Here is an 18,202-nt window from a genome sequence, read left to right as displayed (position 1 = left end):
CATGCCGGATCACAAAGACCGCCCCACAGCGCTGTACCATCTGTACTGCGCCCTGATCTCTCTGGCCGCACCTTTGGTCTGGAGAACCGTCCGAACGAAACTTGAGGCCGCGGGCGTAGCAGCCAACCGCCAGCACGAGCGTCTTGGCCATGCCAGTCAGCCCCGCCCCGCAGGGCAGTTGATCTGGTTCCACGCCGCCAGCGTCGGCGAAAGCTTGTCGGTCCTCACTCTGATCAATCGGCTGAGCGCCCGCCTTCCCGGGGTCGAGTTTCTGATCACCTCGGGCACGCCAACCTCAGCGGCCCTGATCGAAAAGCGCCTGCCGCCCCGCACCCGGCACCAGTACCCACCGCTTGACACAGCCGGCCCGGTCCGGCGCTTTCTGGACCATTGGCAACCCGATGCCGGGATCTTCGTCGAAAGCGAGATCTGGCCGCGGCTGATTGTCGAAAGCGCGGCGCGCGACATTCCGCTGGCTCTGCTGAATGCACGATTGTCGGACAAATCTGTCGCCGGATGGAAAAAGCGCCCTAAAACGGCAAGGTTTATCCTGGATAAGTTTCGCCTGTTCCTGACGCAAAACGACAAAACAGCTTCCAACCTGATTGCCATGGGCGCCCCTGCTCAACGCGTGCAGCCGGGTACCAACCTCAAGGCCATGTCCGATCCTCTGCCTGTGGACCAGAACACGCTGGACGACATTCGCGCGCAATTAGCTGCCAGACCGGTCTGGATCGCCAGTTCCACCCATGCCGGAGAAGAAGACAGCGTTCTGACAGCCCACAAGGCATTATTGCAGCATTGGCCCGACCTTCTGCTGCTCCTGATCCCGCGCCACCCCGAACGGCGCGGCGAGGTCGCAGAACTTCTGAACAACGCCGGGCTCAACGCGTCCTTCCGGTCAAAAAATGAACCCATCACAAATACGACGCGCGTGTATGTTGCCGACACACTGGGCGAAACCGGAACCTGGTACGCGCTTTGCCCGATCGTTTTCCTTGGGGGGTCACTGAAAGAGATTGGCGGACACAACCCATTTGAACCGGCACAGGCCGGGGCCGCAGTGATCACCGGCCCGGGGTATTTCAACTTTGCAGAAACCTTTGCCCCGCTGATCGACGCCAAGGGCGCTGTCGAGGTCCAAACATCCGCTGACCTCTCTGAGGCCGTTTCACATTGGCTGTCAGATCAGAATGCCCTTCAAGCGGCCCGAAGGGCTGCACAATCCTGCGTCAATACGCAGTCGACCGCCTTGGATGCCGTCGTCGAAACCCTCTGCACGGTGCTTGATCTGCAAGCAGAGGATCCCGCTTCATCTGGCTAGAAATATCCCGGGGGTGTGGGGGCAGAGCCCCCACGCTCTCCATCAGGCGGCTGGCATCCGCTGTTCGACAATCTCCGCCCACCAGCTGCATCCGGCCGGAATGGCTTCGTCGTTGAAATTGTATTCCGGGTGATGAACCATTGCGGTGTCACCGTTGCCCACAAGAATGTAGGCGCCTGGACGTTCCTCCAGCATGAAGGCAAAATCTTCGCCCCCCATGACCAAAGGTGCCTCGTCGCAATCACCGGACACCGACCGGGCCACATCCGCCGCAAACTCTGTTTGCTCTTCGCTGTTCACCATCACCGGATATCCACGAATATAGGTCACGTCAGCGGTACCGCCAAACGTGCCCGCAACACCGTTGCAAATCTCGTTGATCCGCTTTTCAGCCAGATCCCGCATGCCCTTGCTCATGGTGCGCACCGTGCCTTTGATCTGCACGGTCTGAGGGATCACATTGAACGCCTTGGATGACGTCTCGAACGATGTCACTGACACCACAACCTGATCAATCGGGTCGGCATTGCGCGAAGAAATCGTTTGCAGCGTTAGGACAGCCTGCGCTGCCAGAACTGTGGTATCCACGGTCTCATGCGGTTTGGCCGCATGTCCGCCGCGACCCTCAAAGGTGATGTCGAACTGATCGGTCGCCGCAAAGAACGACCCCGGTCGGATTGCGAACTTGCCGACAGGCTGTCCCGGCCAGTTATGCATTCCGTAAACTTCCTGAATGTTCCAGCGGTCCATCATGCCGTCTTCGCACATTTCGCGCCCCCCGCCGCCCCCTTCTTCAGCAGGTTGGAAGATCACGACAACGGTGCCGTCAAAGTTGCGGGTTTCCGACAGGTACTTTGCCGCCCCCAGCAACATCGCTGTGTGCCCGTCATGACCACAGGCATGCATCGCACCCGGCATTTTCGAGGCATAGTCCAACCCCGTCGCCTCATGTATCGGCAATGCATCCATATCTGCGCGCAGGCCGATCACCTTTCCCTTACTGTCCGACTTGCCTTTGATCACCCCCACAACGCCGGTACGTCCGATACCGGTTACAACCTCATCGCATCCGAACTCCTTCAGCTTCTCGGCCACCTTCGCGCTGGTGCGGTGGGTCTCAAACAGGATCTCTGGATTTTCGTGAAGATCCCTTCGCCATTCCGTGATTTCATTCTGCAATTCGGCAAAGCGGTTCTTGACTGGCATGTCTTTTCTCTCTCCTGATTCAGGTCACGCCGCCGGCATCCGGCGCTCGACCATTTCCGCAAACCACGAGCACCCAATGGGGATGATCTCGTCATTGAAATTGTATTCGGGGTGGTGCAGCCCGGCACTGTCACCGTTGCCCAAGACGATGAATGCCCCGGGCCTCTCTTCCAGCATGAACGAGAAATCCTCGCCCCCCATCACCATCGGCGCTTCAATGCAACTGCCCCCAACCGACACCGCAGCCTCTGCTGCATATCCCGTCTGGGCTTCGGCATTGATCGTCACCGGAACACCGCGCGTATAGGTGAGGTTCACGGACCCGCCAAATGTTGCAGCGGTCCCTTCCGAGACTTCCTTCAGCCGTTGTTCGATCAGGTCGCGCAACTCGTTGGAATGGGTCCGAACGGTGCCGCGTATCCGCGCCGATTGCGGGATCACGTTGAACGCTTTCGAAGATGTCTCGACCGAGGTCACAGACAGCACGGCCTGCAAAATCGGATCCGCGTTGCGCGACACGATCGTCTGCAACGCCACGATCAGCTGCGACAGCATCACCGTTGTATCAATCGTCTGATGAGGTTTTGCCGCGTGGCCGCCGCGCCCTTCAAGTTGGATGTCAAACTCGTCCGCCGCTGCCAGCAACGGGCCTGAGCGAATGGCAAACTGCCCGGTGGGAACACCCGGCACATTGTGCATCGCATAGATTTCCTGAATGCCGAACCGATCCATCAGACCGTCCTTGCACATGGCCTCGGCGCCATTCCCACCCTCTTCGGCAGGCTGAAAGATCACAATTGCCGTGCCATCAAAGTTGCGGGTTTCCGCCAGATACTTGGCGGCCCCCAAAACCATCGCAGTATGCCCGTCATGACCGCAGGCATGCATCGCATTCGGTATTTCTGAGGCATAGTCCAACCCGGTCTGTTCCTGCATCGGCAGGGCATCCATATCGGCGCGCAAGCCAATCACACGGCCCCGCGTGTCGCTTTTGCCGCGAATGACCCCGACGACTCCGGTGCGACCGATGCCGGTCACGACCTCGTCGCAACCAAACTCGTTCAGCTTTTCCGCAACCAGCGCACTGGTGCGGTGGGTGTCGTACAGAATTTCCGGGTGTTGGTGAATGTCACGCCGCCAACCGGTGATCTCATCATGCATCTCTGCGAGACGGTTCTTGATCGGCATGTCATTCTCCCTGTTTCATGCGACAGGCAATCGTCGTTCCACAAGCTCGGCAAACCAGCTGCAACCGGCGGGGATCGCGTCGTCGTCAAAGTTGTATTGCGGGTGGTGGCACATGGCCGTATCCCCGTTCCCGATAAAGATGTACGCGCCGGGGCGTTCTTCAAGCATATAGGCAAAATCTTCGGACGGCATGATCGGGTCCGTGCTGTCATTGACCTTGCCCGCAACCGCAGCTGCCGCCTCGGCGGCATAGCCTGTTTCGGCCTCGGAATTCACTGTCACCGGGTATCCCGGTGTCCAGATAACCTCCGCCTTCGCGCCAAAGGCCGAGGCCGTATCCTCGGCGATCCGGCGCACGCGTTCTTCGGCGATTGTGCGATACTCGGGGTCAAGTGTCCGCACGGTTCCCTGCAAACGAACCGAATGAGCGATCACGTTCGACGCTACGCTGTCCGTCACAAACGTACCAACGGTGAGGACAACTCGCTTGATCGGGTCAACGGTCCGGGACACCACCGATTGCAAGGCAACAACGATGTGCGAGGCCACCAGCGTTGTATCCACTGCCTCGTGCGGTGCAGCGGCGTGTCCGCCCTTGCCAGTGACGGTGATTTCAAACTCATCGGACGAGGCCAGCAACGCGCCAGGGCGAATTGCGAACTCTCCCACCGGAAGACCGGGCATATTGTGCATGCCATAGACCTCGTGAATGCCCCAGCGGTCCATCAACCCGTCCTGACACATGGCCAGACCGCCGGCCCCGCCTTCCTCGGCAGGCTGGAAGATCAGAACTACGGTGCCATCGAAATTGCGCGTTTCGGTAAGGTACTGCGCGGCCCCAAGCAGCATCGAAGTATGCCCGTCATGACCGCAGGCGTGCATCTTGCCCGACACGGTCGAGGCATAGTCCAGCCCTGTCGCCTCTTCAATCGGAAGCGCGTCCATGTCTGCACGCAGGCCGATGACGCGCCCCTGCGTGTCCGTGCGCCCTTTGATCACCCCGACAACGCCCGTTTTGCCAACGCCCGGAGTGATCTCGTCCACTCCAAATTCTTTCAGACGGGCAGCGACAAACGCCGCAGTTTCATGGACGTCATACATCAGCTCCGGATGGGCGTGCAGGTGGCGACGCCATTCGGTGATCTCGCCATGCATTTTTGCAAGTCTGTTTTTTACGGGCATCTCAAGACCTCCCTCTCAACCGCTGACACCATTTTAGACCGGGCTAGGCGCATAGTTTTTCAACCAATCGCTGCATGAATTTATGACCGGCTTCGAATTGTTCAATCGTAATGAACTCATTCGGCTGATGGGCCTGCGCTATGTCTCCGGGTCCGCATATCACGGCAGAATACCCGGCCTCCTGAAATTGGCCTGCCTCGGTCCCATAACTGACCACATGGCTTGCGTTGTCTCCGGTCAGGGCGCGTACCAGAGCTTCGGCTTCACCATCCTCTTCCGGGATCAACCCCGGAATCGCGAAGTTTTCAGTCAGTTCGATGCGGGTATCCGGGTGAACGGCCTGCATCTGAGCCTCAACTTGCCGAACCTGTTCGAAATAGGCATCGCGCCATTGGGCCTGCGTTTCATCGGGCACAGTCCGGAAATCCATCATGAACCGGCAGTCTTTGGCGGTAATGTTATGGGCTGTTCCGCCTTCAATCATACCGACGTGGCAGGTTGTCCAGGGTGGATCGAACACGGCAGCAACGGTACTGGGTTGCGCCGCCATGTTTCGCGCGTTCTGTTGGTTGGCCCAGTCGATCAACGGGGCCGCCGCCATGATGGCGTTGACGCCTGTGTGCATGATCGAGCTGTGAACTTCGAACCCGACCATATGGGTGTCAAAGCCGAACCCACCCTTGTGACCCGTCACCGCCTGCATCATCGATGGTTCGCCCACAACCACCGCCGAGCCTTTGGGAAGAACGCCCTGCATCGCCTCGATCATCGGCGGCGCCCCGGTACACCCGACTTCCTCATCAAAACTCAGCGCAAGTTGGAGCGGTCGTTTCACACGTGCGTAATGCGCCTCGACCAGCGCCCAGATGGCAAGCGCATCAAATCCCTTCATGTCACAGGTGCCGCGCCCGAAATATTTGCCGTCCTCCTCGGTCACGGTGAAGGGGTCGGTGTCCCAGGGTTGCCCGTCAACCGGTACGACATCCGTGTGCCCAGACAGCACAACTGCGCCTTCTTCCAAAGGGCCAACATGCGCAAAGATCGCCGCCTTATGCGGCTGATCCGGATCAGGCCAGCGGTGCGACGTGATCCCATGGCTTTGCAGGTATTCTTCCACCCAGTCGACCAACGGCAGGTTGGTGTCACGACTCACGGTTGGGAATGAGATCAGCTTGGTCATGATCTCAAGCGGCGTCAGGCGCTTGGCCATCGTGTCAGTACCCACTGTCTGTGGTCAGGATAAAGTGACCCGGTTCAACCTCTTGATATTGCGAGGGTTCCGGTTTGTAGTCGACAGGGTGGATCGGTGACGGGATCGGTTTGAAGTTCAGGTCTTTTTCAGTCTTTCGCTTGTTTGGGTCAGCAATTGGAACTGCCTTCATCAACGCCTGCGTATAGGGGTGTTGCGGGTTTTCAAACACACGTGCACGCGGGCCCAGTTCCACAATGCGGCCCAGATACATAACGCCGACATAGTGGCTGACACGTTCAACCACGGCCATGTCATGGCTGATGAACAGATAGGACAGCCCCAGATCGGACTGCAGCTCCATCATCAGGTTCAGAACCTGTGCCTGAACCGACACGTCGAGGGCCGAGACCGCCTCATCCGCGATGATCAGCTTGGGGTTCAGGGCCAGTGCGCGGGCAATCGCGATCCGCTGACGCTGTCCCCCGGACATTTCATGAGGGAAACGACGCATGAAGCTGCGCGGCAGCTGCACCTTGTCGAACAACTGCGCCACGCGGTCCTGCAATTCGGATCCCGACGCCACGCCATAGTTGCGCATCGGCTCGGCAACCTGATCGACCAGCTGCATCTGTGGGTTCAGCGAGGCGAACGGGTCCTGAAAGATCATCTGCATGTCCAGCCGCGCCTTGCGCAGGCCGGACGGGTCCAGCTTCATGATATCGACACCGTCCAGATTGACCTCGCCCGCCATCGGCTCGACCAGCCGCAGGATCGAACGCCCGGCCGAGGACTTTCCGCACCCGGATTCGCCCACAAGGCTGAGTGTCTGACCTTTGTTCAGTGTGAATGACACATCCTCGACCGCATGAACGTTCGAGATCGTGCGCCGCAGAAGACCACCTTTGACAGGAAACCGCGTAGTCAGGTTCTTTACGGTCAACAAAACTTCTTCGGTTCCGGGGATGGGCGCAATTTTCTGCCCCTCGACACCCAGCAACTTCATCGGTTCAGGTGCCAACTTGCCCTGCATTTCACCCAGCTTCGGTACTGCGGCCAAAAGGGCCTTGGTGTAATCATGTTGCGGGTTTTCAAAGATTTCCTTGACGGTCCCCTCTTCGACCTTGTTGCCGCGATACATAACGACAACACGGTCAGCCATCTGGGCAACCACAGCCATGTCGTGGGTGATGAACATCACCGCAGTTCCGGTTTCGCGCTTGAGGCGATCCATCAGGGCCAGGATCTCGGCCTGAATGGTCACGTCCAGCGCTGTGGTGGGTTCATCGGCGATCAGCAGGCGGGGCTCGCAGGCCATGGCCATCGCGATGACGACACGCTGGCGCATCCCGCCCGACAGCTCGTGCGGGTACTGTTTCAGACGACGCTCGGGCTCGGGGATGCGAACCTGGCGCAGCAACTCAAGCGCCCGGTCCTCGGCCTGTGCCTTTGACATCTGCTTGTGGATGCGCAGACCTTCGGTCAACTGGCGACCAACGGTAAAAACCGGATTAAGCGCCGTCATCGGCTCCTGAAAAATCATCCCGATCTCGTTGCCGCGAATCTGTTTCATCAGATCCGGATCGGCTTTGGACAGGTCCATCTCGCCCCCATCGCGGCGATCAAACAGAAGTTCACCACCCGCGATTTCACCCCCACCGAACTCGACCAACCGCATCAGCGACAGCGACGACACCGATTTTCCAGACCCCGATTCGCCAACGATACAAACGGTTTCACCCGGTTTGACCTCGAACGAGACATCCTCAACACCGACAATGGGGCCATCCTTCGTCTGAAACTCCACCCGCAGTTTTTTAATCTGTGCAATAGGCTGATCCAGCACGCGCGCGCTCCCTTGACGACGGTATTCTTTTTCTGAATTCCGAACGCTAAGGCGGGCCGCCGGGAAAAGTCAAACCCATTACACATTTTCGCGACGGCACTACTTGCATTTTTCTCAGGTTCTGTTTCGATACGCCATGTAACCGACCTGGGGAGGCGGCGCAGACCGAAATCGTTAGCGCTATTATCTTTGTTGATCAGAACCTTACCTTGGGGCGGCAACGCCAAACCCGCAGGCCTTGCGGAGATAATCGAGACACGAACGTGTCCAACTTGGGAGTAACTTATGAAAATCAAAACCCTTTTGCTTGGTGCGATTGCAAGCACGGCGATGGCCCCTGTGGCTATGGCCGAGCGTGGATCGGACGGCAATGTCAGCATCATTTACTGGCAGGCTCCGTCGATCCTGAACCCGTACCTGTCCTCGGGCACCAAAGATATCGAATCGGCTTCGTTGGTGATTGAGCCGCTCGGTCGCTATGACCAAGACGGGAACCTTGTAGCCTATCTCGCCGAGGATATCCCGACCGTGGAAAACGGTGGTGTTTCATCGGATTTGAAATCGATCACGTGGAAACTGAAATCCGGTTTGGTCTGGTCCGATGGATCGCCCGTGACGTCGGCCGACGTGAAATTCACCGCCGACTATTGCATGCATCCGGAAGGTGGTTGCGCCCAGCTTGCCAAGTTTGAAGGCGTCGAAAGCGTCGAGGCAATCGACGATCTGACCATCAAGGTCAACTTTGCCGAACCAAAGCCGAACCCCTATGGCCCATTCATGGGTGGCCAGTCGCCAATTATCCAGATGGCCCAGTTTCAGAACTGCATGGGCTCCAAGGCGCCCGAATGTACAGATCAGAACTTTGGCCCGATCGGAACCGGCCCGTTTGTGGTGGACGAATTCAAGCCAAACGACGTGATCACCATGTCGGCCAACCCGAACTATCGTGACCCGAACAAGCCCGCTTTTGCCACGCTGACCTTCAAAGGTGGCGGTGATGCGACAGCGGCTGGCCGTGCTGTGATGGAAACCGGCGAATTCGACTATGCGTGGAACCTGCAACTGGCGCCCGAAGTCATCGAGCAAATGAAAGAAGGCGGCAAGGGTACTCCGATCGCGGCGTTCGGGACCTTGGTTGAACGGATCGAAATGAACATGACGGATCCGTCCCCCAGCCTGCCTGAAGGTGAACGTTCAACCGCAAAACATCCGCACCCGGCCTTGTCGGAACTGGCGGTTCGCAAGGCACTGTCGATGGCAATCGACCGTGATCTGCTGGTTGAGATTGGCTACGGCCAAGCCGGTCGCCCGACCTGCAACCTGGTACCGGCCCCGGCATTGTACGCAAGCGACAACACCGAATGTCTGACACAGGACATCGACGGCGCGAACCAGATGCTGGAAGAAGCCGGTTGGGTGAAAGGTGCTGACGGTGTCCGCGCCAAGGATGGTGTAAGACTGTCGCTGGTCTATCAAACCTCGACCAACGCCGTTCGTCAGGACTTCCAGGCGCTGATCAAGGAATGGTGGAGCCAGATCGGTGTCGAAACCGAGCTGCGCAACATCAACGCGTCGGTCTTCTTTGGTGGTGACCCGGGCAGCCCGGACACGTTCCAGCGTTTCTATGCAGACGTTGAAATGTACGCCAACAACTTCGATGGCACCGATCCGGAAAGCTATCTTGCGCAGCACACCTGCGACAAAGCACCCAAACCGGAAAGCCAGTGGCAGGGCGAGAACATCAACCGCTATTGTGATGCCGAGTACGACAAGTTGGTGGCCGAACTGGGCCGCACTGGCGAGCTTGAAAAGCGTGGCGAAATTGCCCGTAAACTCAACGATATGCTGACCAAGGACAGCTATGTCGTGGTTCCGCTGGTTGATCGTGGACGGGTCTCTGCACATTCCAACACATTGGGTGGCGTGATCCTGAACACTTGGGACAGCGAGCTTTGGAACGTTGCGGACTGGTACCGCAAGACCGGGTCCTAAGCGTTAAACCTGCCAAGCCGCGCCCCGATCTTCGGGGCGCGGTCATTTGCAGGCCGCTCCAACAAGAAGACGCATCAACAAAGGCGCCTTTGAATGCTCAACTTTACAATCAGACGACTGGTGTTGGCCGTGCCCACACTGCTGTTCATCAGCCTCGTCATCTTCCTGCTGCTCGAGCTTGCCCCTGGCGACCCGATGGCACAGGTTCCACTCACCGTTCCCCCGGAAGTCAAAGAGAAGATGCGCGAGGCGCTTGGCCTCGGCCAGCCGATGCATATCCGGTTCTGGAAATGGATCGTGCAGTTCTTCTGGATAGAACCACAGGTATTGGTCGACTCTGTATTCGGTACAACCTTCTCCGAAGGCGACCTGCGCGTGATTTCGTGGCAGACCCGCTCGCCGGTCATGGACATAGTTGTTCAGCGTATCCCGCAGACCTTGTGGGTTGTCGGCACCGCCTATGTGGTCGCCATCCTGATCGCGCTGCCCATCGGCATCTACTCGGCTTACCGCCAATATTCCTGGTTCGACCAGATGGGTACCTTCGTGTCAATGGTCGGCTTCTCGGTCCCGCCGTTTTTCTCGGGCGTGCTGGTAATCGTGATCTTTTCGGTTCAGTTGGGCTGGTTCCCGTCGATCTATGACACCACGCTGGTGGTCAACAGCTGGGACAGTTTTGTTGTGCAGCTCAAACAGATGATCATGCCGGTCATGGTTCTGGCCTTGCAGATCACCGCGCAGCTCAGCCGGTTCATGCGCGCGTCCATGCTGGATAACCTCAATCAGGATTACGTTCGCACCGCCCGCGCCAAGGGTCTCAGCGAATATACCGTGGTCATGGTTCACGTCCTGCGAAACTCGATGATCCCGGTGGTCACCGTGATCGCGCTGGGTATTCCGTCCATCTTTGGTGGCGCCATCATCACCGAGCAGGTGTTCAAGGTGAACGGAATCGGGCAGTTGCTGATCGGCGCGATTCAGGCCAATGATCTGCCGATGGTGCAAACCCTGACCTTTATTTTCGCCGTACTGATCGTGTTGTTCAACCTGATCGCTGACGTACTTTATGGCATTCTGGACCCGAGGATTCGATATGACTGATCATGATCGTACCGATACGCTGGTCCCGGACGAAGGACTTGCACCAGCTTCAACCGCCTTGCCGACAGCCGACGTGATGGAAGAACTGGCCACCCCTCCCCGCAGCCAATGGCGCGATGTTTGGGATCAGTTCAAGACCCACAAAGGCGCAATGGTCGGGGCGATCCTGTTTATCATCATCGTTGCCGGTGTCTATCTGGGCCCGTATCTGTGGAGCATTGATCCAACCCAGATCGATATCCGGTCGCGCAATCAGGGGCCCAGTTGGGCGCATCCCTTTGGCACCGACCAATTGGGTCGCGACATTCTTGCGCGCATGATGTCGGGTGGTCAAACCTCAGTCTCGGTTGGCATAACCGCAATGTTGCTGGCGCTGTTTCTGGGTTCGTTCATCGGCGTTCTGGCGGGATTCTTCAGGCGGCTCGATGGGCCGCTGATGCGCCTGACCGACCTGTTTCTGGCCCTGCCCCTGCTGCCTTTGCTGCTGGTCATGATGCTTCTGTTCCGCGAGCCCCTGTCAGCGGCTTTCGGGCTGGAGCGCGGGATCTTCATCCTGATCGTCTGCGCCATCGGCATCACCTCATGGATGCCGACTGCACGGATCGTGCGCGGTGACGTCCTGGCCATCAAGGAACGTGAATTCGTTCTGGCCGCACGCTCCATCGGCACCAGCAACAGCCAGATCATCACGCGGCATATCCTGCCGAACGTTCTTTCGCCGATCATGGTGTCGGCAACACTGGGGATTGCCACAGCGATCATCACCGAAAGCGCGCTGTCCTTCCTTGGGCTGGGCTTCCCGCCCGACTTCCCGACATGGGGCCGCCTGTTGTTTGATGGTGTCGACTATCTTCAGCAATACCCCGAGCGTGTATTCTGGCCCGGTCTGGCAATCTCGCTGACTGTTCTGAGCGTCAACTATCTGGGTGATGGTCTGCGCGACGCGCTGGATCCCCGCATTCGCGGACGCTGAAACAAGTTAGTCGGCGCGCTTCAGCGCGCCGGCCAACAGCACGATCAGAACGGCCAATGGCAACAGCACGGCGAACGCCAGACGCAGGCCGAACAGTTCCGCCAAAAATCCGATCAGCGGCGGCCCAATCAACAGCCCGCCATATCCCAGCGTAGCTACACTCGCGATGGCTTGCCCCGGCGGCACATGCGGATCGCTGGCTGCACGGCTGAACGCCAGCGGCATGATCACCGCATACCCTATACCCATCAGCGCAAACCCCGCCAATGCGGGCAAGGGCACGACCGAAGAAACCACAACGAAAACGCCCAGTGCCGCGCAGATCCCGCCAAACCGAGCCGTGGCGGCAGGACCAAACCAAGTGATGACAACAGCACCTGCAAGTCGAAACGCAACCATCGCCACGGAAAACACGGCATAGCCCAATGCGGCAACACTTTCGGGCGCACCGGACACGTCTCGCAGGAAAATCGCGCTCCAGTCCGCGACGGCGCCTTCACCCAATGCACCACACATGGCGGCGAATCCGACCAGTATCAGCGCGCCCGAGGGCAAAGCAAAAACCGAGCTTTGCGGCCGATCGGACCGTTTCGACGTCCAGCGCACCCACGACAAGGCCAGCGCGAAGGCGACAACCGCGCCACCCGCCACTAGGAAGTGCACCAGAACCGTCAGCCCCATCTGAACAGCCACATATCCGCTGAGCGCGCCAAGACCGGCCCCAAGGCTCCACATGGCGTGGAATGATGACATTACGGGTTTGTCATAAGCCTGCTCGACTTCGGCGGCCCAGGCATTCATTGCCACATCCATCGATCCGTGGAACGCGCCGAAAACAAACAAACAAAACGCCAGCGCCCAAAACCCGCCAGCCACAGCAAGCAGAACCAGCGACAGCGTGTACAGAACGGCCACAATCCGGGTAATCGCAACAGCGCCATTCCGATCCGTCAACCGCCCTGTGACCGGAAAGGAACAGACGGCCCCGGCCGCCATGAACAACAACCCGTACCCCAACGCGTCATGAGACAAGTCCAACCGGTCGCGCACGGCCGGAATGCGCGAGGCCCAGATGCCAAACAAGGCCCCGTTCAGGATGAACATGGCCGCAACTGCCCGCCATGCCGAGAAAACGCCAATCAACAGAGAACCTCGTGCTGTCTGCCCGCCCCACCCGTTCTACAGGTTGGGCGCAAATTGGCAATTGCAGCTTAACCCAGGCGTTTGCGGATACGCCGAACGGCGAACCATACGCCCGCTACAATCGGGATCGTCGCCGCCGCCGTCAGCATTCCCTTGCTTATCCCTGTGGCCGTCAACGGATACAGAAGATAGCCAACAAGTGAGACCGCGTAATAACTGATGGCCACTACAGAAAGCCCCTCGACCGTGTGTTGTAAGCGCAAGGCAAGATCAGCCCGACGATCCATGCTTTCCAACAGGGCCTGATTTTGTGCACTCCGCTCGACGTCCACCCTTGTGCGCAGCAACTCACCCGCACGGATCGCCCGGTCAGACAGCGCCTGCAGGCGGCGTTCGGTTGATTTCACGGTACGGATCGCAGGGTCATAACGGCGCATCATGAAATCGGCAAAGCTTTGGCCGCCTTCGAACCTTTCCTCGCGCAGGACGTCGATCCGTTGATTCACCAGCGCCTCGTAAGCGCCGGTTGCCCCAAATCGGAACGAACTGCGGGCCGAAATGGTCTCGAGCTCAGTCGATGTGGCCAGCAATTGAGGTAACAGCGCTTCTGGTGGTGTGGTGTCATCCGTCATTTCAACCATCAGCTTCGCCAACTGGGCGTCCAGTTCCTCGATCCGGGGGGCCAATTGTTTGACGCGGGCAAAGCCAAGCATCGACATCGCCTTGTATGTCTCGATCTCGCACAGCCGCTGGATAATACGCCCTGTGCGGCGCGTGCCCGTGCCTTCGGTCACGAACAGGGCAAAACGCATGTGACCAGCCGGGTCGATGCGGAAATCACTGGCGCAAATCGCCGAAGCATCCAACACCCGCGACACCGCCAGACTTTCAGGTTCGAACCAATCAGCCAGAGCGACCTTTACAGCTGCATCTTCCGGGCGCGGTACCACCCGCATTAGCAGCGAAGTGATCCTCTGGCCCGGGCTGGCCATCAGCCAATCTGGGGGAAACACTTCGAAATCAGCCGGGTTGAAGGGGCGGCCGCTGACGTTCGGCACAATCGCCGTATAGGTGACAAACTCTGTGTGCTGCTCCCATTTCAGCCAATGGCGTCCTATCTGCCCGGCATAATGCGTGGCCCCCGGCTGCGGATGTTGCGCCCCATGCCGGTCAAGCAGATCGATCAGATGCGCAATATCCTGATTGCGGTCCCGAGCGACGGCTGCTTCAGGCTTCTTGATCGCAATAAATGCGACCGTGCACGGCGTATCGGCGGCCGGAAACGGGCGGGCATGAAGTTCATTGGCCAGCGCATAGCGCAGCGGGTGATCATCGATTGGCGTCATTCCGAGGCTCCGATAGCGGTGTCCGCACTATACGTCACAACTCGGAGACATCAATTCTTATTTTATTTCATATACTTACACGAATACAAAGGTATACAAACCGACTATCTCATTGATTTGGCTGCCACAGCTCGATCGGATTTCCTTCCGGATCGTGAAGTCGCGCGAACTTTCCGATTTCACTGTCCCAGTCGGGGCGGGTCTCAACAGCGATTCCGGCAGCTTCAAGCTGCTGTATCATCGCGCCCAGATCGTCGACCCGAAAATTGATCATCCATTGCTGATCCGGGTTTCCGAAATACTCGGTGTCCTGCGCGAACGGCGCAAACACCGTATACCCTTCGCGCTGCTTCCAGGGCACCGGATCATAGTGGTTTACGCCCAGATGTTCTTCGTACCAACGGCTCAATTCCTCGGGATCACTGGCCCGAAAGAATACGCCCCCAATACCGTTCACTTTCTGCATGTTTCGCTCCTACCACACGTGCATCGAGTATATCACAACCCGCCCGCTTCATCTGGCCATAAATATCCTGGGGGTTTGGGGGCAAAGCCCCCAACAGCACAAAAAAAGAAAAGGGCGCCCAAAGGCGCCCTTTGCAATTGGATCAAACCGGTTAATCACTCGATCATCGGCAGCAGCTTGTCCAGCGACGCTTTGGCGTCGCCATAGAACATGCGGGTATTTTCCTTGAAGAACAGCGGGTTTTCGATACCCGAATACCCTGTACCCTGACCACGTTTTGACACGAAGACCTGCTTGGCCTTCCAGCATTCCAGAACCGGCATACCGGCGATGGGGCTGTTGGGATCTTCCTGCGCCGCAGGGTTCACGATGTCGTTCGAGCCGATAACGATGGCCACATCCGTATCCGGGAAGTCGTCATTGATCTCGTCCATTTCCAGAACGATGTCATAGGGCACCTTCGCCTCGGCCAGCAGCACGTTCATATGGCCCGGCAAACGACCCGCGACCGGGTGGATCGCAAAACGAACCTCTTTACCCTTGGCGCGCAGCTTACGGACCAGTTCGGAAACCGATTGCTGTGCCTGCGCAACCGCCATCCCATAGCCGGGGATGATGATCACGCTGTCGGCATCGTTCAGGGCAGCAGCAACGCCATCCGCCTCGATGGCCACCTGCTCGCCCTCAACTTCCATCTGCGGACCGGAAGTGCCGCCAAAGCCGCCCAGGATCACGCTGACAAAGTGACGGTTCATCGCCTTGCACATAATGTAGGACAGGATTGCACCGCTTGAGCCCACCAGCGCACCGACCACGATCAGCAAGTCATTGCCCAGCGAGAAACCAATAGCCGCCGCGGCCCAGCCCGAATAGCTGTTCAGCATCGACACAACCACCGGCATATCCGCGCCACCGATGCCCATGATCAGGTGATAACCAATGAACAGCGCGGCCAGGGTCATCAGGATCAGCGGCAGCAGCCCACCGGACGAGGTATACCAGATCAAGCAGATCAGCGAGAGACCCGCAGCCGCTGCGTTCAGCGCATGACCACCGGGCAGCTTTGTCGCCGCCGAGGTCACTTTGCCCGCCAGCTTGCCATAGGCCACGACCGAACCGGTAAAGGTGATCGCACCGATAAAGATGCCCAGGAACAGCTCTACATGAAGGATTGCCAGCTCGGCCGGCGTCTTCTTGGCGATAAGTTTGGCAAAGGTGCCCAGATCATGCAGATCCGCCTCTTTCGCCGTATCCACAATTGCCATGACTTGTGCCACGTTGCCGATTTCAAAATGCGCGTTGAAGCCGACGAACACAGCCGCCAGACCGACCAGTGAATGCATCGCGGCGACCAGCTGCGGCATCTCGGTCATCTGGACGCGCTGCGCCACGTACTGACCGATCAGACCGCCGCCAATGATCAGCAGGATGGACAGCAGCCACAGCCCAGAACCGGGACCAACCAGCGTGGCAAAGACCGCCAGCGCCATACCGACAATACCGTACCAGACCGCGCGCTTGGCGCTTTCCTGGTTCGACAACCCGCCAAGGGAAAGGATGAACAGAACAGCCGCAACAACGTAGGCGGCAGTGGTGAAGCCAAATTCCATGTGCCCGGCCTCCTTAAGATTTCTGGAACATGGCGAGCATGCGCCGGGTTACGAGGAAGCCGCCGAAAATGTTGATCCCGGCCATGAAGACGGACAGCGCCGCCAGCAGAATGACCAGGAACGACCCCGATCCGATCTGCATCAACGCCCCAACGATAATGATCGACGAGATCGCGTTGGTGATCGCCATCAGCGGCGTGTGCAGGCTGTGCGAGACATTCCAGATCACCTGGAAGCCTACGAAAATGGCCAGCACGAAGACGATGAAATGCTGCATGAAGCTGGCCGGGGCAACCAGCCCCACCAGCAGCATCAGCGCGCCACCAACACCCAAAAGGGTGAACTGCTGCTTGGTCTGCGCCTTGAAGGCCGCAATCTCCTGCGCCTTTTTCTCTTCCGGGGTCAGTTCCTTGACCTCGGGCTTCTTCTGCGCGGCGATCGCCTGAATCTTGGGCGGTGGCGGTGGGAAGGTGATTTCACCTTCATGCGTCACGGTCGCGCCGCGGATCACATCGTCTTCCATGTTGTGATTGATCTGACCGTCCTTTTCGGGCGTCAGGTCTGTCATCATGTGACGGATGTTGGTGGCATAAAGCGACGAGGATTGTGCCGCCATCCGGCTGGGGAAGTCGGTATAACCGATTATGGTCACGCCATTGTTGGTGACAACTTTCTCATCCGGCACGGTGCCTTCGACGTTACCGCCACGCTCGGCTGCAAGGTCGATGATGACCGAACCCGGCTTCATCGCCTTGACCATATCCTCTAGCCACAGCTTGGGCGCCGGACGGTTGGGGATCAGGGCGGTGGTGATAACGATGTCCATCTCGGGCGCAAGTTCGCGGAACTTGGCCAGCTGGGCGTTGCGGAATTCTTCCGACTGGACCGAGGCATACCCGCCTGTGGCCGCGCCGTCCTGCTGCTCTTCTTCGAAGTCCAGATAGACGAACTCAGCCCCCATCGATTCGACCTGTTCGGCCACTTCAGGGCGCACGTCGAACGCGTAGGTGATCGCGCCCAGCGACGTGGACGTCCCGATTGCGGCCAGACCGGCCACACCGGCCCCAACGATCAGCACCTTGGCAGGAGGAACTTTACCGGCGGCGGTCACCTGGCCGGTGAAGAAACGGCCAAAGTTGTTGCCTGCCTCGATCACGGCGCGATAGCCTGCGATATTTGCCATCGACGACAGCGCGTCCATCTTCTGCGCGCGCGAGATGCGTGGCACCATCTCCATGGCGATCACGTTGGCGCCCTTGGATTTGGCCAGCTCCATTCCTTCTTCGTTGCCCGCAGGATTGAAGAACGAAATCAGGGTCTTGCCCTTGGTCAACCGTTTCAGTTCGGCCTCAGTCGGGATCCGAACCTTGGCAATGATATCCGCAGTCTTCCACAGCGACGCTGCGGTCTTGACCACCTCAACGCCTACGGCCTCGTATGCGGCATCCGAAAAACCGGCAGCCGCGCCCGCGCCTTTCTCGATCAGGCACTCATAGCCCAGTTTCTGCAATTGCACGGCCGAGTCGGGCGTCATTGCAACCCGGTTCTCACCGTCCAGTATTTCCTTTGGCGTGCCTATCTTCACTGGCAGTCCCCCTAATTTTTACTCTGTCCGAGCGGGTGGTCGGTATTCTTT

The 18,202-nt window shown here is 58.5% G+C and carries 14 protein-coding genes; 4 read left to right on the top strand and 10 right to left on the bottom strand.

Annotation, left to right across the window (positions count from 1 at the left end; translation table 11 throughout):
* Position 1 precedes the first annotated feature (1 nt).
* On the top strand, positions 2-1,324 hold the full coding sequence (locus tag ACR0J7_RS05270; protein ID WP_480913499.1) for a 3-deoxy-D-manno-octulosonic acid transferase: 1,323 nt from the start codon (positions 2-4) through the stop codon (positions 1,322-1,324).
* A 42-nt stretch (positions 1,325-1,366) separates the two neighbouring features.
* On the opposite strand, the gene ACR0J7_RS05265 is transcribed toward ACR0J7_RS05270, so the two are convergent.
* From ACR0J7_RS05265 to ACR0J7_RS05245, 5 genes are read right to left on the bottom strand one after another with little or no spacing between them, the layout of a single operon-like run.
* Entirely contained in the window at positions 1,367-2,530 is a 1,164-nt protein-coding gene (locus ACR0J7_RS05265) for a M20 aminoacylase family protein (protein WP_480913498.1), read from the bottom strand.
* Positions 2,531-2,554: 24 nt separating this feature from the next.
* The gene (locus ACR0J7_RS05260; RefSeq protein ID WP_480481803.1) at positions 2,555-3,718 is read right to left on the bottom strand and encodes a M20 aminoacylase family protein; all 1,164 of its coding nucleotides are present in this window, start codon (positions 3,716-3,718) and stop codon (positions 2,555-2,557) included.
* Positions 3,719-3,733: 15 nt separating this feature from the next.
* Positions 3,734-4,900, bottom strand: coding sequence for a M20 aminoacylase family protein (locus tag ACR0J7_RS05255; protein ID WP_480913496.1), 1,167 nt, complete (start codon positions 4,898-4,900; stop codon positions 3,734-3,736).
* Between the two features lie 43 nt (positions 4,901-4,943).
* Complete coding sequence (gene argE, locus ACR0J7_RS05250) at positions 4,944-6,110, bottom strand: acetylornithine deacetylase (protein WP_480831594.1); 1,167 nt, start codon at positions 6,108-6,110, stop codon at positions 4,944-4,946.
* A gap of 4 nt (positions 6,111-6,114) precedes the next feature.
* Positions 6,115-7,935, bottom strand: a complete 1,821-nt coding sequence (locus ACR0J7_RS05245) for an ABC transporter ATP-binding protein (RefSeq protein ID WP_480913494.1) — start codon at positions 7,933-7,935, stop codon at positions 6,115-6,117.
* 285 nt (positions 7,936-8,220) lie between these two features.
* Between ACR0J7_RS05245 and ACR0J7_RS05240 the strand changes: the two genes are divergently transcribed.
* The 3 genes from ACR0J7_RS05240 to ACR0J7_RS05230 all read left to right on the top strand — a co-directional run bounded on the left by ACR0J7_RS05240 (position 8,221) and on the right by ACR0J7_RS05230 (position 12,001).
* A complete protein-coding gene (locus ACR0J7_RS05240; RefSeq protein ID WP_480486243.1) occupies positions 8,221-9,927 on the top strand; it encodes a peptide ABC transporter substrate-binding protein in 1,707 nt (568 codons plus the stop codon).
* 93 nt (positions 9,928-10,020) lie between these two features.
* Positions 10,021-11,028, top strand: a complete 1,008-nt coding sequence (locus ACR0J7_RS05235) for an ABC transporter permease (RefSeq protein ID WP_209504480.1) — start codon at positions 10,021-10,023, stop codon at positions 11,026-11,028.
* On the top strand, positions 11,021-12,001 hold the full coding sequence (locus tag ACR0J7_RS05230; RefSeq protein WP_267366742.1) for an ABC transporter permease: 981 nt from the start codon (positions 11,021-11,023) through the stop codon (positions 11,999-12,001). Before ACR0J7_RS05235 ends, ACR0J7_RS05230 begins: the two co-directional genes overlap by 8 nt.
* Positions 12,002-12,007: 6 nt before the next feature.
* On the opposite strand, the gene ACR0J7_RS05225 is transcribed toward ACR0J7_RS05230, so the two are convergent.
* From ACR0J7_RS05225 to ACR0J7_RS05205, 5 genes are all read right to left on the bottom strand, one after another.
* Entirely contained in the window at positions 12,008-13,105 is a 1,098-nt protein-coding gene (locus ACR0J7_RS05225) for an MFS transporter (RefSeq protein ID WP_480913492.1), read from the bottom strand.
* 107 nt (positions 13,106-13,212) lie between these two features.
* On the bottom strand, positions 13,213-14,490 hold the full coding sequence (locus tag ACR0J7_RS05220) for a DUF3422 family protein (protein WP_480913490.1): 1,278 nt from the start codon (positions 14,488-14,490) through the stop codon (positions 13,213-13,215).
* A gap of 109 nt (positions 14,491-14,599) precedes the next feature.
* A complete protein-coding gene (locus ACR0J7_RS05215; RefSeq protein ID WP_480557517.1) occupies positions 14,600-14,956 on the bottom strand; it encodes a VOC family protein in 357 nt (118 codons plus the stop codon).
* A gap of 155 nt (positions 14,957-15,111) precedes the next feature.
* Entirely contained in the window at positions 15,112-16,566 is a 1,455-nt protein-coding gene (locus tag ACR0J7_RS05210; protein WP_480913489.1) for an NAD(P)(+) transhydrogenase (Re/Si-specific) subunit beta, read from the bottom strand.
* A gap of 13 nt (positions 16,567-16,579) precedes the next feature.
* Complete coding sequence (locus ACR0J7_RS05205) at positions 16,580-18,151, bottom strand: Re/Si-specific NAD(P)(+) transhydrogenase subunit alpha (RefSeq protein WP_267364292.1); 1,572 nt, start codon at positions 18,149-18,151, stop codon at positions 16,580-16,582.
* Positions 18,152-18,202: the final 51 nt, after the last annotated feature.

The organism is Ruegeria sp. O4 (genome assembly GCF_056535125.1).
The sequence above is the reverse complement of the archived record's forward strand: the minus strand, read 5'-3'. Positions and strand labels throughout refer to the sequence as shown.